Origin of the sequence: Halomonas korlensis, from assembly GCF_900116705.1 — a bacterium.
GTDB lineage: Bacteria > Pseudomonadota > Gammaproteobacteria > Pseudomonadales > Halomonadaceae > Halomonas > Halomonas korlensis.
This window is the reverse complement of sequence record NZ_FPBP01000004.1, coordinates 1-16,924: the sequence shown is the minus strand read 5'-3', so window position 1 is coordinate 16,924 and position 16,924 is coordinate 1. Positions and strand designations below refer to the sequence as shown.

At 63.2% G+C, this 16,924-nt stretch carries 10 protein-coding genes, 2 tRNA genes and 2 pseudogenes; 8 read left to right on the top strand and 6 right to left on the bottom strand.

From position 1 onward, the window contains the following. Positions 1 to 133: 133 nt before the first annotated feature. A pseudogene (locus BM341_RS06775) lies at positions 134 to 493 on the top strand (transposase); the annotation flags it as partial. Between the two features lie 65 nt (positions 494 to 558). Here BM341_RS06775 and BM341_RS06770 read toward each other — a convergent pair. The 5 genes and pseudogenes from BM341_RS06770 to BM341_RS06745 form a co-directional block, all read right to left on the bottom strand. Continuing rightward, complete coding sequence (locus BM341_RS06770; protein ID WP_245784199.1) at positions 559 to 1,572, bottom strand: extracellular catalytic domain type 1 short-chain-length polyhydroxyalkanoate depolymerase; 1,014 nt, start codon at positions 1,570 to 1,572, stop codon at positions 559 to 561. Positions 1,573 to 2,327: 755 nt separating this feature from the next. Continuing rightward, positions 2,328 to 3,065 carry a Crp/Fnr family transcriptional regulator gene (locus tag BM341_RS06760; RefSeq protein ID WP_089794251.1) on the bottom strand — a complete coding sequence of 246 codons (738 nt, stop codon included), beginning with the start codon at positions 3,063 to 3,065 and terminating at the stop codon, positions 2,328 to 2,330. 875 nt (positions 3,066 to 3,940) lie between these two features. Then, positions 3,941 to 4,215: pseudogene (locus BM341_RS06755) on the bottom strand (IS3 family transposase); the annotation flags it as partial. A gap of 723 nt (positions 4,216 to 4,938) precedes the next feature. Then, positions 4,939 to 5,014, bottom strand: a tRNA-Thr gene (locus BM341_RS06750). A 42-nt stretch (positions 5,015 to 5,056) separates the two neighbouring features. Further along, positions 5,057 to 5,869: an acyl-CoA thioesterase gene (locus BM341_RS06745; protein WP_089794249.1), complete on the bottom strand. Its 813-nt coding sequence runs from the start codon at positions 5,867 to 5,869 to the stop codon at positions 5,057 to 5,059. Positions 5,870 to 5,954: 85 nt separating this feature from the next. On the opposite strand from BM341_RS06745, the gene tadA reads away from it, so the two are divergent. Beyond that, the gene (gene tadA / locus BM341_RS06740) at positions 5,955 to 6,425 is read left to right on the top strand and encodes a tRNA adenosine(34) deaminase TadA (RefSeq protein WP_089794247.1); all 471 of its coding nucleotides are present in this window, start codon (positions 5,955 to 5,957) and stop codon (positions 6,423 to 6,425) included. 39 nt (positions 6,426 to 6,464) lie between these two features. Here tadA and mltF read toward each other — a convergent pair whose 3' ends face one another. Next, complete coding sequence (gene mltF, locus BM341_RS06735; protein ID WP_089794245.1) at positions 6,465 to 7,928, bottom strand: membrane-bound lytic murein transglycosylase MltF; 1,464 nt, start codon at positions 7,926 to 7,928, stop codon at positions 6,465 to 6,467. 155 nt (positions 7,929 to 8,083) lie between these two features. Here mltF and purL point away from each other — a divergent pair, with 155 nt between their 5' ends. The 6 genes from purL (at position 8,084) to BM341_RS06705 (ending at position 16,905) form a co-directional block, all read left to right on the top strand. Further along, entirely contained in the window at positions 8,084 to 12,064 is a 3,981-nt protein-coding gene (gene purL / locus BM341_RS06730; RefSeq protein WP_089794243.1) for a phosphoribosylformylglycinamidine synthase, read from the top strand. Between the two features lie 4 nt (positions 12,065 to 12,068). Further along, the gene (locus BM341_RS06725; RefSeq protein ID WP_089794241.1) at positions 12,069 to 14,039 is read left to right on the top strand and encodes a DEAD/DEAH box helicase; all 1,971 of its coding nucleotides are present in this window, start codon (positions 12,069 to 12,071) and stop codon (positions 14,037 to 14,039) included. A gap of 74 nt (positions 14,040 to 14,113) precedes the next feature. Next, positions 14,114 to 15,031 (top strand): segregation and condensation protein A, encoded by a 918-nt coding sequence (locus BM341_RS06720; RefSeq protein ID WP_089794239.1) that lies wholly within the window; start codon positions 14,114 to 14,116, stop codon positions 15,029 to 15,031. Further along, positions 15,028 to 15,894: an SMC-Scp complex subunit ScpB gene (gene scpB / locus BM341_RS06715; RefSeq protein WP_089794237.1), complete on the top strand. Its 867-nt coding sequence runs from the start codon at positions 15,028 to 15,030 to the stop codon at positions 15,892 to 15,894. The genes BM341_RS06720 and scpB overlap by 4 nt, the downstream gene beginning before the upstream one ends. Beyond that, positions 15,894 to 16,751, top strand: coding sequence for a 23S rRNA pseudouridine(2605) synthase RluB (rluB, locus tag BM341_RS06710; protein WP_089794235.1), 858 nt, complete (start codon positions 15,894 to 15,896; stop codon positions 16,749 to 16,751). The genes scpB and rluB overlap by 1 nt, the downstream gene beginning before the upstream one ends. Positions 16,752 to 16,829: 78 nt before the next feature. Continuing rightward, positions 16,830 to 16,905: transfer RNA gene (locus tag BM341_RS06705), tRNA-Lys, on the top strand. The last annotated feature ends 19 nt before the right edge of the window (positions 16,906 to 16,924 follow it).

Below are 16,924 nucleotides of genomic sequence, written 5' to 3'. Positions count from 1 at the left end.
TGATTGGCACGTGGAGAGCGGTTTTTCCATTTTAGGTATGCGCTTTCCCGCGTGACGAGGGAGCATGACACTGCCAGGACTAGCCCGCAAAGCCTCACCCTGCCTCCAGTAGCGACCCGCGAATAACGATGAGCCGCTGGTGCTCGATGGGCCCATCAATGGACGCGCCTTTCGTGCCTGGGTAGAACAGGCGCTCGCCCCTACGCTGGGCGTCGGCGACATCGTCGTGATGGATAACCTGAGCGCGCATAATGTCGCTGGCGTGCGCGAAGCGATCGACGCGCGGGGTGCCGAGCTGCGCTACCTGCCGCCCTACAGTCCCGATGACAACCCGATCGAGCAGGTCTTTGCGAAGCTGAAAACATTGCTGCGCAAGACCGCCGCCCATACCGTTGACACGCTGTGGTTGGCGGTTGGCTGCCAACTCGATCGGTTTACCGCCAGCGAATGCGAGCGCTGTATCCTGCACTGCGGCTATGGCCAGTCAGAATGAAAAGGCTCTAAAACCTCCGGTTGAGGTGGACATTGCTTCCGCACTTACCCAGCCCAACGCTGGACTCATGTCGCAGTTAACCCCCAGAAGTCAGCAATGTGGTGCGTAGAAGAGATATTCACTTCAAGCATGTAGTCGCCGCTCGAGCCGTAACTGTCTTTACCATGCGTCTTCAGCGGTGTGCCGTGGTCCATCCCGGTAATGCTGTATTCTTCAATGAGTTCTCGACCCTCGGCATCACTCCAGACTCGTCGAGGATAGCCATTAACGGTGTGCGTGCTAGATGGACTTTCCTCAAGATCATGAAGCGCTCGCCACTGTTCGAGGATCGCATTGGCGTTCGAGGCATCAACCGTACGGTCACCGCTTCCATGCCAGACCGACAGTATTGGCCAAGGCCCCTCATGCGCCGAGGCATTCCGCAGCCGTGTTTCAAGCTGTTGCGCTGTCGGGGAACCGAGACCCTTCATTCGGAGTAGGGCCGACGGAAGTGTATCGGCACTGCCGTACGGCAAACCGGCGATGATGGCGCCGCCAGCAAAGATTTCCGGGTAGGTAGCAAGCATGACCGACGTCATGGCACCGCCAGCTGACAACCCTGTGATGAAGACACGCTGGCGGTCGATGCCATGATCGCTGACCACTTGTTCAACCATATTCAGAATGGAGAGTGGCTCGCCAGCGCCGCGATAGCCGTCGTCGGGCTCGAACCAATTGAAACCGAGCGTCAAATTGTTCACGCGCTGCTGCTCGGGGAAAAGCAAGGCAACGCGGTATAAGTCGGCAATATCAGACCAGCCGGCACCCACGTCATACTCAGCTGCTGTTTGATCGCTACCATGCAGTACGACGACGAGCGGAGCATCGGCGGGCAAATCCTCCGGTATATAGATCTTGGCATTCAAGGCGCCAGGGTTTGATCCGAATTCGTTCAAGTCTGCCAATCGGTCATTCTGACTGTTGCTCCTACCCGTATACAAGGCGCCTAGTTTTGACCCAAATTCTTTAAGGCCTGCCAGACTGTTATTCTGGCTGTCGCTTTCGCCCATATACGTATTGGGATCCATAAGATTTATCATCAACTCTCCTGACGTATGGTGCGACTCCCATTAATAGGCTGTTCCTACACCACACTTTGAACGTCATGTTACTCGACCGATGGGGACACCTCTGTGCGTCAGCGAACATGATACTTTTGAGGCTATCAGCCCTTCTGCCAGAAAGACCTTTCGCGAGACAGTTTTACCTTTATTAGGCGTCGCCTGATGGTGGTAAAGCCACTGCAATAAAGGGCAAGCAAGTGACTGGTGTAGAGATAGGGGCGCTGATTATCGCAACAACGCCGGGCGTGGCCAGCTTCGGCTGGCAGGTGTTCAAGTATCTGAAGGAAGATCTTGTACCAGGTATCTGGATCAACACAGTTATGCAGTGGTTGAATCCTTCCTCGTGGCATGAGCAGCTGACGCTGGTTCCCGTCGCAATGCAGGCAGCCAGGCGACAACGCGATGCTGAGAGGTGCGACACCATAAGGCGACATAACAAGGCCCATCCCAGCAAGGCCGCCCAGGAGACTTACCGGCGATGATGTTTTTCCCGACTAGAAAAGGGCGCCTGCGATCTGAAGGCACTGCCGGCCATCGACCTGGGCAGCCCGCCCCAGCTAGGGAAGCGCTGAGTAACTCGCCCAAGTACGCGCGCAATTGAACCAACCTACTCTCACTGGGCGCGCGGGGCCTCGTTATCCGAACGCCTTCCTCAGAAGCTGTAGCCCATATCCAGGGCGCGCCAGCCGATGTCAGGGTGCGCCTGCTTCGATGATGACCTGAGGGCAGAGCTATCCGATCCCTCTGTCCCGGGGGGGGCGACGATAGGTCATCAAGCGGTCGTACTCCTTCTTGACGACCTCGTAACACTCACAGACCCGCTCTTCCAGGCCGGGTCTGTCCAGAACAGTGATTCGCCCGCGATGGTAGGAAATCAGGCCGGCGCTCTGCAGCTTGCCGGCCGACGAGGTGACGCCCTCTCGACGCACGCCAAGCATGTTGGCGATCAGCTCCTGGGTCATGAGTAGCTCGTTGGTCGGCAAGCGATCCAGGCTCAGCAACAGCCAGCGACAAAGCTGTTGATCCAGGCTGTGATGCCGGTTGCAAACCGCGGTCTGCGCCATCTGGGTGATCAGTGCCTGAGTGTAACGCAGCAGCAGGTCCTGCAGGGGGCCCGCACGATAGAACTCGGACTTCAGAAGCGGCCCCTTGAGGCGATAGGCGCTGCCGGCACTTTGCACAATGGCACGGCTCGGTGTGGTTTCGCCGCCCATGAACAGCGAGATGCCGACGACACCCTCGGCACCGACGACGGCGATTTCCGTCGAATCACCATCGTCCATGACGCACAGCAGCGATACGATGGAATCCGTCGGAAAATAGACATAGCGCATCAACTCTCCCGACTCAGCTAGCGAATCCCCAAGCTTCAACTCGACCGGCTCGAGAAGGGGGGCCAGGCGCTGGTATTCATCCAGCGGCAGGGCTGCCAGCATGTCATTCTGACGAGGATCAGATTGTGGGTCCATGACTGACAACGCTCCTTAATAGCGGGCAAGCTCCTCGCCCGAGGTAGGAGCGCCTAAACAGCCCAATAAACGAAGCACACTTTATTTACTTTAGCGCGGGAACACGCAATGTCTATGTACATTAGGGAAACGCTGGATAAATCCCCGTCTCTAAACCTGGGCCGCTTGAGGTGGACTTGTCCCACGATACCGGAGAGGAGCCAACGTCATGGCCACCGCAACCGTGCCGAGTTCCTACGTCAGGCTATAGAAAGAGCTGGCCCGCTGCCAGTCTGATGATTTCTTGACCCTTAAAAAGGGGCTTTTGAAAAACAATCAATCTTTACATGCACAAGCCGAAGGGTCTTGAGCGCCCTGCCGCAGCCTGCATTTCTGGCGATTTTGCAACGCTGTGTACGCCAGCGCACAGTGAGTGCGCGCCGCAAGGTTCATCCTCGGCTCGAGCGTGGCAAAGGATATGCCTAAACAAGGACGTTGCGCTCTGCGCTACAGGGAACGTAGCGCCACTTCCTCTTCGTAGGCCGTTTTTTCGAGAGTATCTCGCTCTTCGGCCCGTGCCCCGAGCCTACCGCCGCCCCAGCGGGTGCGCTAGGTCATCGACGGGATCAATGCAATGGCGTCCATGCTGGGCGCCTTCGCTTGTCTGTAAAGCCGATGATTTTCCGACCAATTACGCGCGCATACATTGTCCGCTTCCCATCACGCCATGTAGGAACCCGACAGAGTCTCGGCATATTGACAAATAATGACATGCCAGTGTGGCAAGCGCCCTAGAACGGGCGCCCACTATCTGGCCAAACATGATGCTTGAGCCGTGCTGGTATTCTCGGTGTTCCTTTGGTTTGACAGGCTAACTTTTTAGACTGACCCGTTGCTCATAATACAGCGCTATAAAGCGCTTCTCGCTCTGCGAGTAGCATGTTGCCGATTGACTTTAGGATTCGCTGTTAGTTGTGACCCAGTTGACCCTTTCCAGGGCGACGAACTCAACGGCTTCTAGGCTTGGCCATGGCCCGCGTCGGCGGATCACGTCGGCCGTGGACAACCCAATTACCGTCTCGGCCAACGCTTTGTCGTACGAATCGCCCACGCTTCCGACAGGGGGCTCAATGCCGGTATCCTCCAATCGCTCCGTATAGTGGATCGAGACTTATTGTTCGCCACGGCATCCAATGGGTTTTAATTAACGCAGCCCGAGAACGGACAGCACCACGATGACAATCACGATCGCGCCGATGATCCACACAATATTGTTCATACACTATCCTTTTGTCCTGTGCGAGGTGATATCTGGCTGATCGCTGTGCGTCAGGCATTGATTTGATGATATGTCGCCAGGTAGACGACTTCTGTGCGTTGGCCGACATAGCGGGGCGGTGACAGTCTCGATCCTCATCGCCTTGCCCGTGGCTGGCGTGTCAGGTGTCTTTCGGAGGGACTGATCCAGCCATTACGGGGTGTGTAGCGCGAGAGGTATCTGAGAGCACTTAAATGAGGGACGCTTGAAAAACAGTCAACGGCAATCAAAGGGCGCCCCACGCTGGGCGCCTTTCGAGGTTCGCACTGGTTCGCACGATAGGTACGCACTTGACCGCGTGACGATGGTGCGTGAAGGCGCCAGCACTATCATGCACAGCCGCACTCTGCACCTAGGCAGCGCAGCTTGTAGTGGTCCGCGAATAAAGATGAGCCGCTGAAGCCCGGCAGAAAAGAGGGCGACGCGAGCAGGACATGTCCGACTGCCGACTGATTGCAGCCTGCTACCTGGCTCGGCCTAATTCTGCTGGCTGCTACCTATTTGCTACCTAGAAGCCAAGAAACGTAAAACGGCCACCGCGAAAATTCGCTAAGTAGCCGTTTTCCTTGGCGTTTATGGTGCCGCAAAGAGGAGTCGAACCTCCGACCTACGCATTACGAATGCGTTGCTCTACCAACTGAGCTATTGCGGCAGCGATCGCATGATATCGCCGGTGGTGGCGCGATGCCAAGCGTCAGGTGCGCAGCCGGGTGAGGCCTTCCTGCGCCGCGGAGGCGACCAGCCGGCCATGGCGGTCGAAGATGCTGCCGCGCGCGAAACCGCGGCTCCCACCGGCCCAGGGGCTGTCCATGTCATAGAGCAGCCAGTCGTTGACCTTGACGTCGCGGTGAAACCATAGCGCGTGGTCGAGGCTGGCGATCTGCAGTCTCGGATCGCCGTAGGTGATGCCGTGAGGTACCAGCGCACTGGTCAGCAGATTGAAGTCCGAGCTGTAGGCCAGCAAGCAGCGGTTCAACACCGGATCGTCGGACAGTTCGCCGGCCAGGCGAAACCACAGCCGCTTGCGCGCCGGCTGGCCGGTTTCGCTTGTATCGCCCAAGTGCAGGAACTCGATGGGGTGGCCGGGGAAGCGTTCCATGCGTGCCTCGGGGGCATTCAAGGTTTCCGGCATCGGTACGTCCGGCATGGTGGGCTGATGGTCGAAACTCGCTTCGTGGCCATGGAAGGACGCACTGCAGAAGAAGATGGGCCGGCCCTTCTGGATGGCGGTGACACGCCGAGTGCTGAAGCTGCCGCCGTCACGTACGGCATCGACCTGATAGACTACCGGGCGATGAGGGTCACCCGGACGCAGGAAATAGCCATGCATCGAATGCACAGCGCGAGCGGGGTCGACGGTCTGGCAAGCCGCTGACAAGGCCTGGCCCAGTACCTGGCCACCGAACAGTTGGGGAAGGCCGAGGTCCTGGCTGTGTCCGCGAAAGAGGTTTTCCTCCAGCGCCTCCAGGCCCAGCAGAGCCACCAGGTCGTTCAGGGCGTCAGACATTCTCGCTTTCCTCCGTAGGCCGACAAGGCGGCTTGCCGGCAATGTCATACGATCGTTTTACCGCAGTCTACCGGAGTCCTCGGCGATGCGCAGTGACGAATTCTACATGCATCGGGCGCTGGATCAGGCCCACCAAGGGTTTGACGCCGGCGAAGTGCCGGTGGGCGCGGTGGTGGTGGATGCGGCGGGAGAGATCGTGGGGCGAGGCTTCAATGCCCCGGTGGCACGGCATGATCCCAGCGCCCATGCCGAGATTCGGGCACTGCGCGATGCTGGTGAGCGCCTGGGCAACTATCGACTGGATGGTTGCACCCTGTACGTGACCCTGGAACCCTGCCTGATGTGCACCGGAGCGATCATCCAGGCCCGCCTGTCACGTATGGTCTATGGCGCCGCCGAGCCTCGCAGCGGCATGGTGGAATCGAAGGCCAATCTCTTCGCCCAGCCCTGGCATCACCACCGAGTCGAGGTGCTGGGCGGCGTGCTGGCCACCCGGGCAGCTCGGTTGATGCGCGACTTCTTCGCCGCTCGGCGCGGCCCGCCGGGAACAGCCTGACGGCCCGGCGGTGATGGCTGGCGAGGCATGCTTGAAACCTTACGGAAGCGGGGGAACGAGCCGGAAGACATCGCCGTCTTCCTCGTCGAATAGTTGAGCGTTAAGCAGGGGGTAACGCTGTTGACTGCGGTCCAGGTAATCGAGGATCTCGTAGTAGCGGCGAATGTTGCGTACATAGATCACCGGCTCGCCGCCACGCGCATACCCGTGGCGGGTCTGGCTATGCCACTCCTGCTCCTGCAGCAGTGGCAGCGCTTCCCGGACATCTTCCCAGCGGTCTGGGTCGCCGCCCTGCATCTCGGCGATCCGGCGGGCATCGTAGAGATGGCCAAGCCCGACGTTGTAGGCGGCCATGGCCATGAATAGCCGGTCGTTCCCGGTGATCGATTCGGGAAGGCGCTGTTCCATCTCGCGCAGGTAGCGGGCGCCACCGTCGATGCTCTGCGCCGGGTCGAGGCGGTTATCGACCTCCATTTCGCCGGCGGTCGGCAGTGTCAGCATCATCAGGCCCCGCACCCCGGTGGGCGATGTCGCCTCGGGCTGCCAATGCGACTCCTGATAGCCCACTGCGGCCAGCAGCTTCCAGTCGAAGCCAGTGTCGCGGGCGGCGGCGCGGAAAAGCTCGGTATAGGTCGGCAGGCGCTCCAGAGCTTGCGCAATGAAGGTGCGCGCGCCCACGTACTCGAGATAATCGTCGTGTCCGAAATAGCTGGCCACCAGTTCGTCGAGTCGGCCGTCCCGGTGTAGCCCGTCGAGAAAGCGGTTGGCGGCCTCAAGCAGACCAAGACCCCGACCTGCAGGAAAGGCCCAGGCCATCGACAGGGGCTTGCCCAGGGTGAAACCGTCCTCGACCTCGGGGAAAAACAGCCGGTTGAGGCGAAACTGGTGTTCGAAGACCACTGCCGCGTCCAGATGACCTCGCTCGATTCGGGCGAGCAGGTCGGCGACTTCGATGTCATCCGACTCCTTCCAGCTCAAGAAGGGATGTTCGGACTGGAGTTCGCGCAGCACGCGATCGGTGCCGGACCCGCTCAGGGTGCCGATCTCCAGCCCCTCCAGATCCTCGAGGGTGGTTGGCGGTGGCAGGTCGCGGCGATAGACCAGCAGAGGGGTCAATTCGAGAATCGGCCGACTGAACAGCAGGCCTTCCATCGTCGGGTCCAACGGCAGGGCGGCTGCCCCCAGATCGCCTTCTTCCCGTACGGCGTGCAGGACGCTTTCGATGTTGTGATCGGCCTCCAGCGTCAGGCTGACACCCAGCGAATCGGCGAAGCGCTTCATCAGCTCGTATTCGAAACCGGTCGGGCCACGGCGGCCCTCGTAATATGTGGTGGGGGTATTGCGGGTATGCACGCTGATAAAGTCGCGCGCCAGCACGGCCTGCAGGTGCGAATCGCGAGGCGCGCCCGAGTCCCCCGGCCACAGGGTGAGCAGTATGGCGCTTCCCAGCAGCGCTGCCCCGCGCCAGGAACCGGGGAGGTGATCGAACAGGGGTACGGTCATGCGGTGGCTGGTCAACGATGAGGGCTTCCACCTTAACCAGCGAAACAAAGGTTGTCATCGCTGAAATTTCTCGCACTCCGACCTTTCCCGTATCATAGGCGCTCAATGCCGCAGCCCGCGGCCACCGACTTCTATTGCTTCAGAGGCTCCTGGATATGCTCGAACTGCGAGGCGCGCCCGCCCTATCTGCTTTCCGTCATGCCAAGCTGCTGGCCGCCCTGCAAGATACCGTTGCCGACGTCGAGTCCCTTCACGCCGATTACGTGCACTTCGTCGACTACGCTGGCGAGCCATCGGACGAGGCGCTGAGCGTGCTTCAGCAGTTGCTGGGCGATGGCGTGACGGGAGAGGTAACGAGAGGGGGCGGCAAGCACGAGGACCGTGACGCCGGTGGCCGCGCCGAGGGGCAGCTGTTTCTTGTCGTGCCGCGTATCGGCACCCAGTCGCCCTGGTCCTCCAAGGCCACCGATATCGCCCATAATTGCGGCCTGGAAGGCGTGCGGCGCATCGAGCGGGGCATCGCCTATCGCGTCAGGCTCAAGGGCATGCTCTCAGAGGCCGCCTTCGAGGCCATCGTCGCCAGCCTTCACGACCGCATGACCGAGACCGTACTGACCGATGCCTCGGATGCCGCGACGCTGTTTGCCCATCACGAGCCGGCGCCGTTGGGTCGGGTCGACATCCTCGAGGGCGGCCGCGCGGCGCTGGAAGCCGCCAATCTCAACCTGGGGCTGGCGCTGGCCGACGACGAGATCGACTACCTGCTCGAGGCCTTCCGCGGGCTTAATCGCAATCCGACCGATGTCGAACTGATGATGTTCGCCCAGGCGAACTCCGAGCACTGCCGCCATAAGATCTTCAATGCCGACTGGGTCATCGACGGCGAGCCCCAGAGCCACTCGCTGTTCGGGATGATCAAGAATACCCATGAGGTCTCGCCGGAGAATATCCTCTCCGCCTATAGCGACAACGCGGCGGTGATTCGCGGAAGCGAGGCTGGCCGCTTCTTCGCCGCGCCGCTCACCGGTCAGGCGGGCGAAGAGGCCGTCTACGGCACCCATCAGGAGCCCATTCATATCCTGATGAAGGTGGAAACCCACAATCACCCCACGGCCATCGCGCCCCACCCAGGGGCGGCCACCGGCGCCGGCGGCGAGATCCGCGACGAAGGGGCCACCGGGATCGGCGGCAAGCCCAAGGCCGGCCTGACCGGCTTCACCGTCTCCAACCTGCGTATTCCCGAGTTCGTGCAGCCCTGGGAAGCCTTCGATTACGGCAAGCCCGAGCGCATCACCAGCGCCCTGGACATCATGCTCGAAGGCCCCATCGGCGGTGCCGCGTTCAACAATGAGTTCGGGCGCCCCAATCTCGCCGGCGTGTTTCGCACCTATGAACAGGATTCGCTGGGCGCCGAGGGCATCGAGCGGCGCGGCTACCACAAGCCGATCATGCTCGCCGGCGGCTACGGCAATATTCGCGACGGCCACGTGCAGAAGGGCGAGATCCCGGTCGGCGGCAAGCTGATCGTGATGGGTGGGCCGGCGATGCTGATCGGCCTGGGCGGTGGCGCGGCGTCGTCGATGGCCTCCGGCGTGTCGAGCGCAGATCTGGATTTCGCCTCGGTGCAGCGCGACAACCCCGAGATGGAGCGGCGCGCCCAGGAAGTGATCGACCGCTGCTGGGCGATGGGCGAGGCCAATCCGATCCGCTTCATTCACGACGTCGGCGCCGGCGGGCTCTCCAACGCTCTGCCGGAACTGGTCAAGGATGGCGGCTGCGGCGGGCTTTTCGAGCTGCGCGCCGTGCCCAACGCTGAGCCGGGCATGAGCCCGCTGGAAATCTGGTGCAATGAGGCGCAGGAGCGCTACGTGCTGGCGGTGGCCCCAGCGGATCTCGAGACCTTCGAGGCGCTCTGCCAGCGCGAGCGCTGCCCTTACGCGGTGGTCGGCGAGGCGACCCAGGCGCACCACCTGGAAGTCCGCGACGGTCACTTCGCCGCCCAGGACGCCACCCCGCCGGTGGATCTGCCGATGAGCGTGCTGTTCGGCAAGCCGCCAAAAATGCAGCGCGAGTTTGAGCGCCAGCCCCACGACATGCCGGGGGTGATGCTCGATAATCTCGACCTGCGCGAGGCCATGGACCGCGTGTTGCGCCTGCCCGCCGTGGCGTCCAAGAGTTTCCTGATCACCATCGGCGATCGTTCCATCACCGGACAGGTGGCCCGCGACCAGATGGTCGGCCCCTGGCAGGTGCCGGTGGCGGATGTCGCCGTGACCACGGCCAGCTTCGATACCCACGCCGGCGAAGCCATGGCCCTGGGCGAGCGGCCACCGGTGGCGCTGATCGACCCCGCGGCCAGTGCCCGCCTGGCGGTGGCGGAGGCGATCACCAATCTCGCCGCCGCCCCCATCGAAAAGATCGAAGACATCAAGCTCTCCGCCAACTGGATGAGTGCAGCCAACCACCCCGGCGAGAACCAGGCCTTGTACGACGCCGTCCATGCGGTGGGCATGGAGCTCTGCCCGGCGCTCGGTATCGCCATTCCGGTCGGCAAGGACTCGATGTCGATGCGTACCGCCTGGCAAGACGGCGATGGCGAGACGAGCGAGGAAAAGAGCGTGACCTCGCCGCTGTCGTTGACGGTCACGGGCTTCGCGCCGGTGGTCGACGCCATGCGCACTCTGACCCCGCAGATCAACCTGGAACAGGACGAATCCGACCTGATCCTGATCGACCTCGGCGGCGGCCGTAACCGGCTGGGCGGCTCGGCGCTGGCACAGGTCTACGGCCAGATCGGCGACGACTGCCCGGACCTCGACGATCCCGAGGATCTCAAGGCCTTCTTCGCGGTCATCCAGGGCCTCAATGCCGAGGGCAAGTTGCTGGCCTATCACGATCGCAGCGACGGTGGCCTGCTGGTCACCCTGCTGGAGATGGCCTTCGCCGCCCACTCGGGTCTCGAGATCAAGCTCGACTGGCTGGTCGACGAGCCGGTCGAGGCGGTGGATGCGCTGTTCGCCGAAGAACTCGGCGCGGTGATCCAAGTCAATCGCAAGCACACCGAGGCGGTATTCGCGCAGTTCGCTGCTGCGGGCATCGAGACCTGCGGGGTCATCGCGCGTCCGCGCTTTGATGACCAGGTGCGGGTGACGCTCTTCGAGGAGCCGCTGCTCGAGACCACGCGACTGCTCACCCAACGCACCTGGTCCGAGACCAGCTATCGCTTGCAGGCGCTGCGCGACAATCCTGACTGCGCCAAGAGCGAATTCGACGCGCTGCTCGACGATCGCGACCCGGGCCTCTCGGCGAGCCCGAGCTTCGAGGTCGACGACGACATCAGCGCGCCGTTCGTCAATTCGACCCGCCCGGCGGTGGCGGTGTTGCGCGAGCAGGGCGTCAACGGCCATCTGGAAATGGCCTGGGCTTTCGATCATGCCGGCTTCGAGGCCGTCGACGTGCACATGAGCGATATCCTCGCCGGACGCGTGGATCTCGCACGGTTCAAGGGGCTGGTCGCCTGTGGTGGTTTCTCCTACGGCGATGTACTGGGTGCCGGGGGCGGCTGGGCCAAGTCGGTGCTGTTCAATGCCCGCGCCCGCGAGCAGTTCGCCGACTTCTTCCAGCGCGACGACAGCTTTTCGCTCGGCGTGTGCAACGGCTGCCAGATGCTCGCCCAGCTGCGCGAGCTGATTCCCGGCGCCGAGGCCTGGCCGCGCTTTGTGCGCAACGAATCCGAGCAGTTCGAGGCACGCGTCGCGATGGTGCAGGTGGAAAAGACCCCGTCGGTCCTGCTCGCCGGCATGGAGGGCTCGCGCCTGCCGATCGCTGTGGCACACGGCGAAGGGCGCGCCGAGTTCAGTGACAGCGCTCACCTGCGCCGGATGCAGGGCAGCGGTCAGATCGCGTTGCGCTTCGTCGACCATTACGGCCAGGTGACCACCCGCTACCCGGCCAACCCCAACGGCTCGCCCTCCGGCATCACCGGCCTGACCACGCCGGATGGGCGCGTCACGGTCATGATGCCGCACCCGGAACGGGTAGTGCGGGCGGTCACCAACTCCTGGCGGCCCGCCGAATGGACGCGCGACGGCGCCTGGGCGCGGCTGTTTCGCAACGCGCGCGTCTGGCTGGGCTGAGCCGATGTCGGGACCGGCGCTACCTATAACTGTACCTGTGCCAGAGCCGCAGTATGATCGGAAGGCGACCTCAGGGTCGCCTTCCTTGCCTGCCCATGCGTCGACTGCGCCCCGCCCCACCTTGCGCCCCTACCAGCGGGAGGCGGTAACGCGGGTGGTCGAATACTTTCGCGGCAGCAGTGAGCCGGCGGTGGTGGTACTGCCCACCGGCAGCGGCAAGTCGCTGGTGATCGCCGAGCTGGCGCGGCTCGCCCGCGGTCGGGTGCTGTTGCTGGCGCACGTGCGCGAACTGGTCGAACAGAACCATGCCAAGTACCTGGCCTATGACCTTGAGGCGGATATCTACAGCGCCGGGCTGGGCCGCAAGGAGTCGGGGCGTCAGGTGGTGTTCGGTTCGGTGCAGTCGGTGGTGCGCAGCCTTCACGACTTTGCGGATGGCTCCTTCACGCTGCTGGTGATCGACGAGTGTCATCGCGTCTCGATGGACGAGAAATCGAGCTATCGGCAGGTCATCGACGTGCTGCGCCAGCGCAACCCGCGCCTCAAGGTGCTGGGCCTGACGGCCACACCCCATCGCCTGGGCGAGGGCTTCATCTACCATCGCCATCATCACGGCATGGTGCGTGGCGATGAGAATTGCTTCTTTCGCGACTGTGTCTTCGAGCAGCCGCTGCGCCTGATGGTCAAGCAGGGCTATCTGGCGCCGCCGCGGCGGATCGACGCCGCGGTCGAACGCTATGACTTCTCGGCACTATTCTCCACCTCAGGCCCGGTCTCCACGTCAGGCCCGGCCGCCAGCGGCCTGTTCCAGGAGCACGAGCTCAATCGGGTGGTGGCGGGCAACCGCGCCACGCCGGGCATCATCGCCGAGGTGGTGGCACGCGCCCACGACCGCCTGGGCGTGATGCTCTTCGCGGCAAGTGTCGCCCACGCCGAGGAGATCCTTGGCTATCTGCCGGCGGGGCAGGCGGCGCTGATCACCGGGGCGACGCCTGGCCGCGAGCGTGAGGCGCTGATCGCTGCCTTCAAGGCGCGAAAGCTCAAGTACCTGGTCAACGTGGCGGTGCTCACCACCGGCTTCGACGCGCCGCATGTCGATCTGATCGCGATCCTGCGGCCCACCGAGTCGGTGAGCCTCTACCAGCAGGTCGTCGGCCGTGGCCTGAGGCTCTCGCCCGGCAAGACCGACTGCCTGATCCTCGATTACGCCGGCAACCCCTGGGATCTCTACGCGCCCGAGGTCGGCACCCCCCGGCCCGTTTCCGACGCCGAGCCGGTGCAGGTCGAGTGCCCGGCCTGCGGCCATGCCAACCTGTTCTGGGGCAAGCGCGATGGCGATATCGTCATCGAGCATTTCGGTCGACGCTGCCAAGGGCTTGTTCCTTCTCATCGCGCCCGACCCTGCGCGAAAAGCGTAAATTCAAGCTCCGGCCATCGCGCCCGGCCCCGCGCGAACAACACAGAATCAAAGCCGGCAACGGAGCAATGTTCGTTCCGCTTTCGCTTCAAGGTCTGCGACCAATGCGGGGCCGAGAACGATATCGCCGCGCGTCGCTGTCATGGCTGCCAGACCCTGTTGGTGGACGCCGACGACAAGCTCAAGGAGGCCTTGCGGCTCAAGGATGCCCGGGTGCTGCGAGTCAGCGGCATGCAGCTCGAGGCGACGCTCAACGGCCGTGGCTTGCCGCGGCTCAAGGTCAGCTATCACGACGAGGACGGGGCGAGTCTCAGCGAGTGGTTCGCCCTGGAAACCCCGGCCCAGCGGGGCGCCTTCGCCGCGGTGTTCCTGCGTGATCACCTGCGTGCCCCCGGCAGCCGCTGGTCGCCGCGCACGCCGGACGAGGTGATCGCTGAGCAGCGTCGCCTGCGCCACCCTGACTTCGTGGTGGGTAGAAAGGTAGGGCGGCACTGGCAGGTGCGCGAGAAGCTCTTCGACTATACCGGGCGCTACCGCCTCGCCGCCGCGGCAAGCTGAGTTACCCCGATGCGCCGGAATTGATAAACTGCCCGATTGTCCAGCCGTTGAGATACCGGGAGGCCAGACCCCGCGTGAGTGCCACCCCCCAGACACAAGCGCCTGAGAACGACGCGACGCACACCTTGGTGGCGCTCGGGCGACTGTTCGACCAGCCGATCACCGAACTGCCGGAGGACCTGTATATTCCCCCGGAGGCGCTGCGGGTGTTTCTCGAGGCCTTCGAGGGGCCGCTGGACCTGCTGCTCTACCTGATCCGGCGCCAGAACCTGGACATCCTGACCATCGATGTGGCGGCCATCACGCACCAGTACATCGAATACGTGGAGTTGATGAAGGCGCTGGAGATCGAACTGGCCGGCGAGTACCTGTTGATGGCGGCGATGCTCGCCGAGATCAAGTCGCGTACCCTGTTGCCGCGCCCGCCGAAGGAGGGCGGTGACGATGAGGAGGAAGACCCGCGCGCTGAGCTGATACGCCGCCTGCAGGAATACGAACAGCTCAAGAACGCCGCCGAAGCCCTCGCCGAGCTGCCGCGGCTGGGGCGCGATTGGTTTCCGGCGCGTGCCTCGCTGCCGCCGCTGGAGTCGCGGGTGATCCATCCGAACGTGGGGCTGGATGAGCTGCTGGGGGCCATGGCGGGGATACTCAAGCGCGCCGAGCTGAATCAGGTGCACCAGATCAGCCGCGAGGCGTTATCGACCCGGGAGCGCATGCTGAAGATCATGGAGCGACTGACGCACGATCACTTCACGCCCTTCGAGGCGCTGTTCACCCTGGAAGAGGGCCGGGCGGGGGTGGTCGTCACCTTCATGGCGATCCTCGAGCTCGCCAAGGAGGCGATGATCGAGATCGTGCAGAATGCCCCGCTCTCGCCGATTCACGTGCGGGTGCGAATGGCCAGGGATGATGAGGCCGATAACGAGGCGCTGGACGCGCAGGACGAAGGCGAAAGCCCCTTCGCCGATGCGGACGAGGAGAGTCGCCCATGACCGCCATGGCCTTTCCCGAGGCGCTGGACGAGATTCTCGAGGCGGCGCTGCTGGCCGCCGGGGAACCCCTGGGGCTCGAGCGTCTCGAGGCACTCTTCGATGATCACGAGCGCCCGCCCCGGCGCGCCCTCAAGGAGGCCCTGGAGCGGGTGGGTACGCGTCACGAACGCGGCGCCATGGAGCTGCTCGAAACCGCATCGGGCTTTCAGCTGCGTATTCGCCCGCGGCTCTCCACCTGGGTGTCACGGCTCTGGGATGAGCGGCCCCAGCGCTATTCCCGGGCGCTGCTCGAGACGCTGGCGCTGGTCGCCTATCGCCAGCCGGTGACGCGGGGCGACATCGAAGGAGTGCGCGGGGTCACGGTGAGCGGTTCGATCATGCGCACCCTGCTCGATCGTGGCTGGGTCCGCGTGGTGGGCCATCGCGATGTGCCGGGGCGTCCGGCGGTCTATGCCACCACGCGCAGCTTTCTGGACGACTTCGGCCTCCAGACCCTCGACGAGTTGCCGCCGATGCATGAGCTCAAGACCTTCGAGGATCCCTTCGAGGTGTCGAGCGATGAACAGGCGCCGCCACCTCAGACCGAGCTGCTGGCGCAGGCCGATGCGCCCCTCGATCAAGCGGCCGGGCAGGAGAACGGCGGTGACGAGACCCAAGACGACCTCGAGACGGCCAGTAGCGTCTTCGAGGCCGTCGAACCGACGGCCGGGATGGCCGACGGCAACCACGCCGGGATGGCGTCAGGACGGACCCGGTTGAGCTTCGCCGATCTCGAGGCTCGCCTGTCCGAACGTGCGCATGGCCGCGTCGACGATGACGCTGCCACGGATGCGACAACCTCCTCCAGTGAGACCGATGACTGATGAGTACTACCACGGAAAAACTGCAGAAAGTCCTCGCCCGTGCCGGGCTGGGCTCGCGCCGCGAGATGGAAACTGCCATCGCCAATGGCCGCGTCAAGGTCAACGGCCAGGTGGCGACACTGGGTGATCGCATCGAGATGCGCGACAGGGTGGCCTTCGACGATCGCCCGGTGACCCTGCGTGGCGCCGATGACGTGCCGAGACGGGTGATCATGTACAACAAGCCCGAGGGCGAGCTGTGCACCCGCAAGGACCCGGAAGGACGACGCACGGTCTTCGACCGCCTGCCGCGCCTCAAGGGCGAGCGTTGGGTCGCCATCGGCCGCCTGGACATCAATACCAGCGGCCTGCTGCTCTTCACCACCGATGGCGAGCTGGCCAACAAGCTGATGCATCCGTCCACCCAGGTCGAGCGCGAGTACGCGGTGCGCGTCATGGGCGCGGTAAGCAAGGCGCAGATCGTCGCCATGGTCGAGGGCGTGATGCTTGAAGATGGACCGGCGCGCTTCACCGACGTTCAGGAGTTCGGTGGCGAGGGCATCAATACTTGGTTCCATGTCGTGATCACGGAAGGGCGCAACCGTGAAGTGCGACGGCTCTGGGAATCCCAGGGGCTCACCGTCAGCCGCCTCAAGCGGGTGCGCTACGGCAATATTTTCCTCGACAAGCGGGCCAAGGCCGGTGAGTGGGTGGAGCTTACCCAGGCCGAGGTCGACGACCTTGCCGAAACCGCGGGCCTGCCCAAGCGCAAGGTGCCGGACCTGACCCCTGACGAGAAGAACCGCTGGAGTCGCGACAAGCACAAGCGCAAGCCGGTTCAGGTAATGCGCAAGTCGCGGGACACGCGCACTCGTTGACAGGGCGAGTGCGGCACGAGGGTAAAAAAGCGCTTGCCTTCAAGGGGGTGGATCAGTACTATCTGCACCCGTTCGGACGGGTCGTTAGCTCAGTTGGTAGAGCAGTTGGCTTTTAACCAATTGGTCGTAGGTTCGAATCCTACACGACCCACCATCCGAGCCGCTCACCGGGG

What these genes read in the sequence shown, in the direction of transcription:
- BM341_RS06770 (WP_245784199.1), bottom strand. Translation starts at nt 1,572, where the DNA reads ATGATAAATCTTATGGATCCCAATACGTATATGGGCGAAAGCGACAGC.
- BM341_RS06760 (WP_089794251.1), bottom strand. Translation starts at nt 3,065, where the DNA reads ATGGACCCACAATCTGATCCTCGTCAGAATGACATGCTGGCAGCCCTG.
- BM341_RS06745 (WP_089794249.1), bottom strand. Translation starts at nt 5,869, where the DNA reads ATGTCTGACGCCCTGAACGACCTGGTGGCTCTGCTGGGCCTGGAGGCG.
- tadA (WP_089794247.1), top strand. Translation starts at nt 5,955, where the DNA reads ATGCGCAGTGACGAATTCTACATGCATCGGGCGCTGGATCAGGCCCAC.
- mltF (WP_089794245.1), bottom strand. Translation starts at nt 7,928, where the DNA reads ATGACCGTACCCCTGTTCGATCACCTCCCCGGTTCCTGGCGCGGGGCA.
- purL (WP_089794243.1), top strand. Translation starts at nt 8,084, where the DNA reads ATGCTCGAACTGCGAGGCGCGCCCGCCCTATCTGCTTTCCGTCATGCC.
- BM341_RS06725 (WP_089794241.1), top strand. Translation starts at nt 12,069, where the DNA reads ATGTCGGGACCGGCGCTACCTATAACTGTACCTGTGCCAGAGCCGCAG.
- scpB (WP_089794237.1), top strand. Translation starts at nt 15,028, where the DNA reads ATGACCGCCATGGCCTTTCCCGAGGCGCTGGACGAGATTCTCGAGGCG.
- rluB (WP_089794235.1), top strand. Translation starts at nt 15,894, where the DNA reads ATGAGTACTACCACGGAAAAACTGCAGAAAGTCCTCGCCCGTGCCGGG.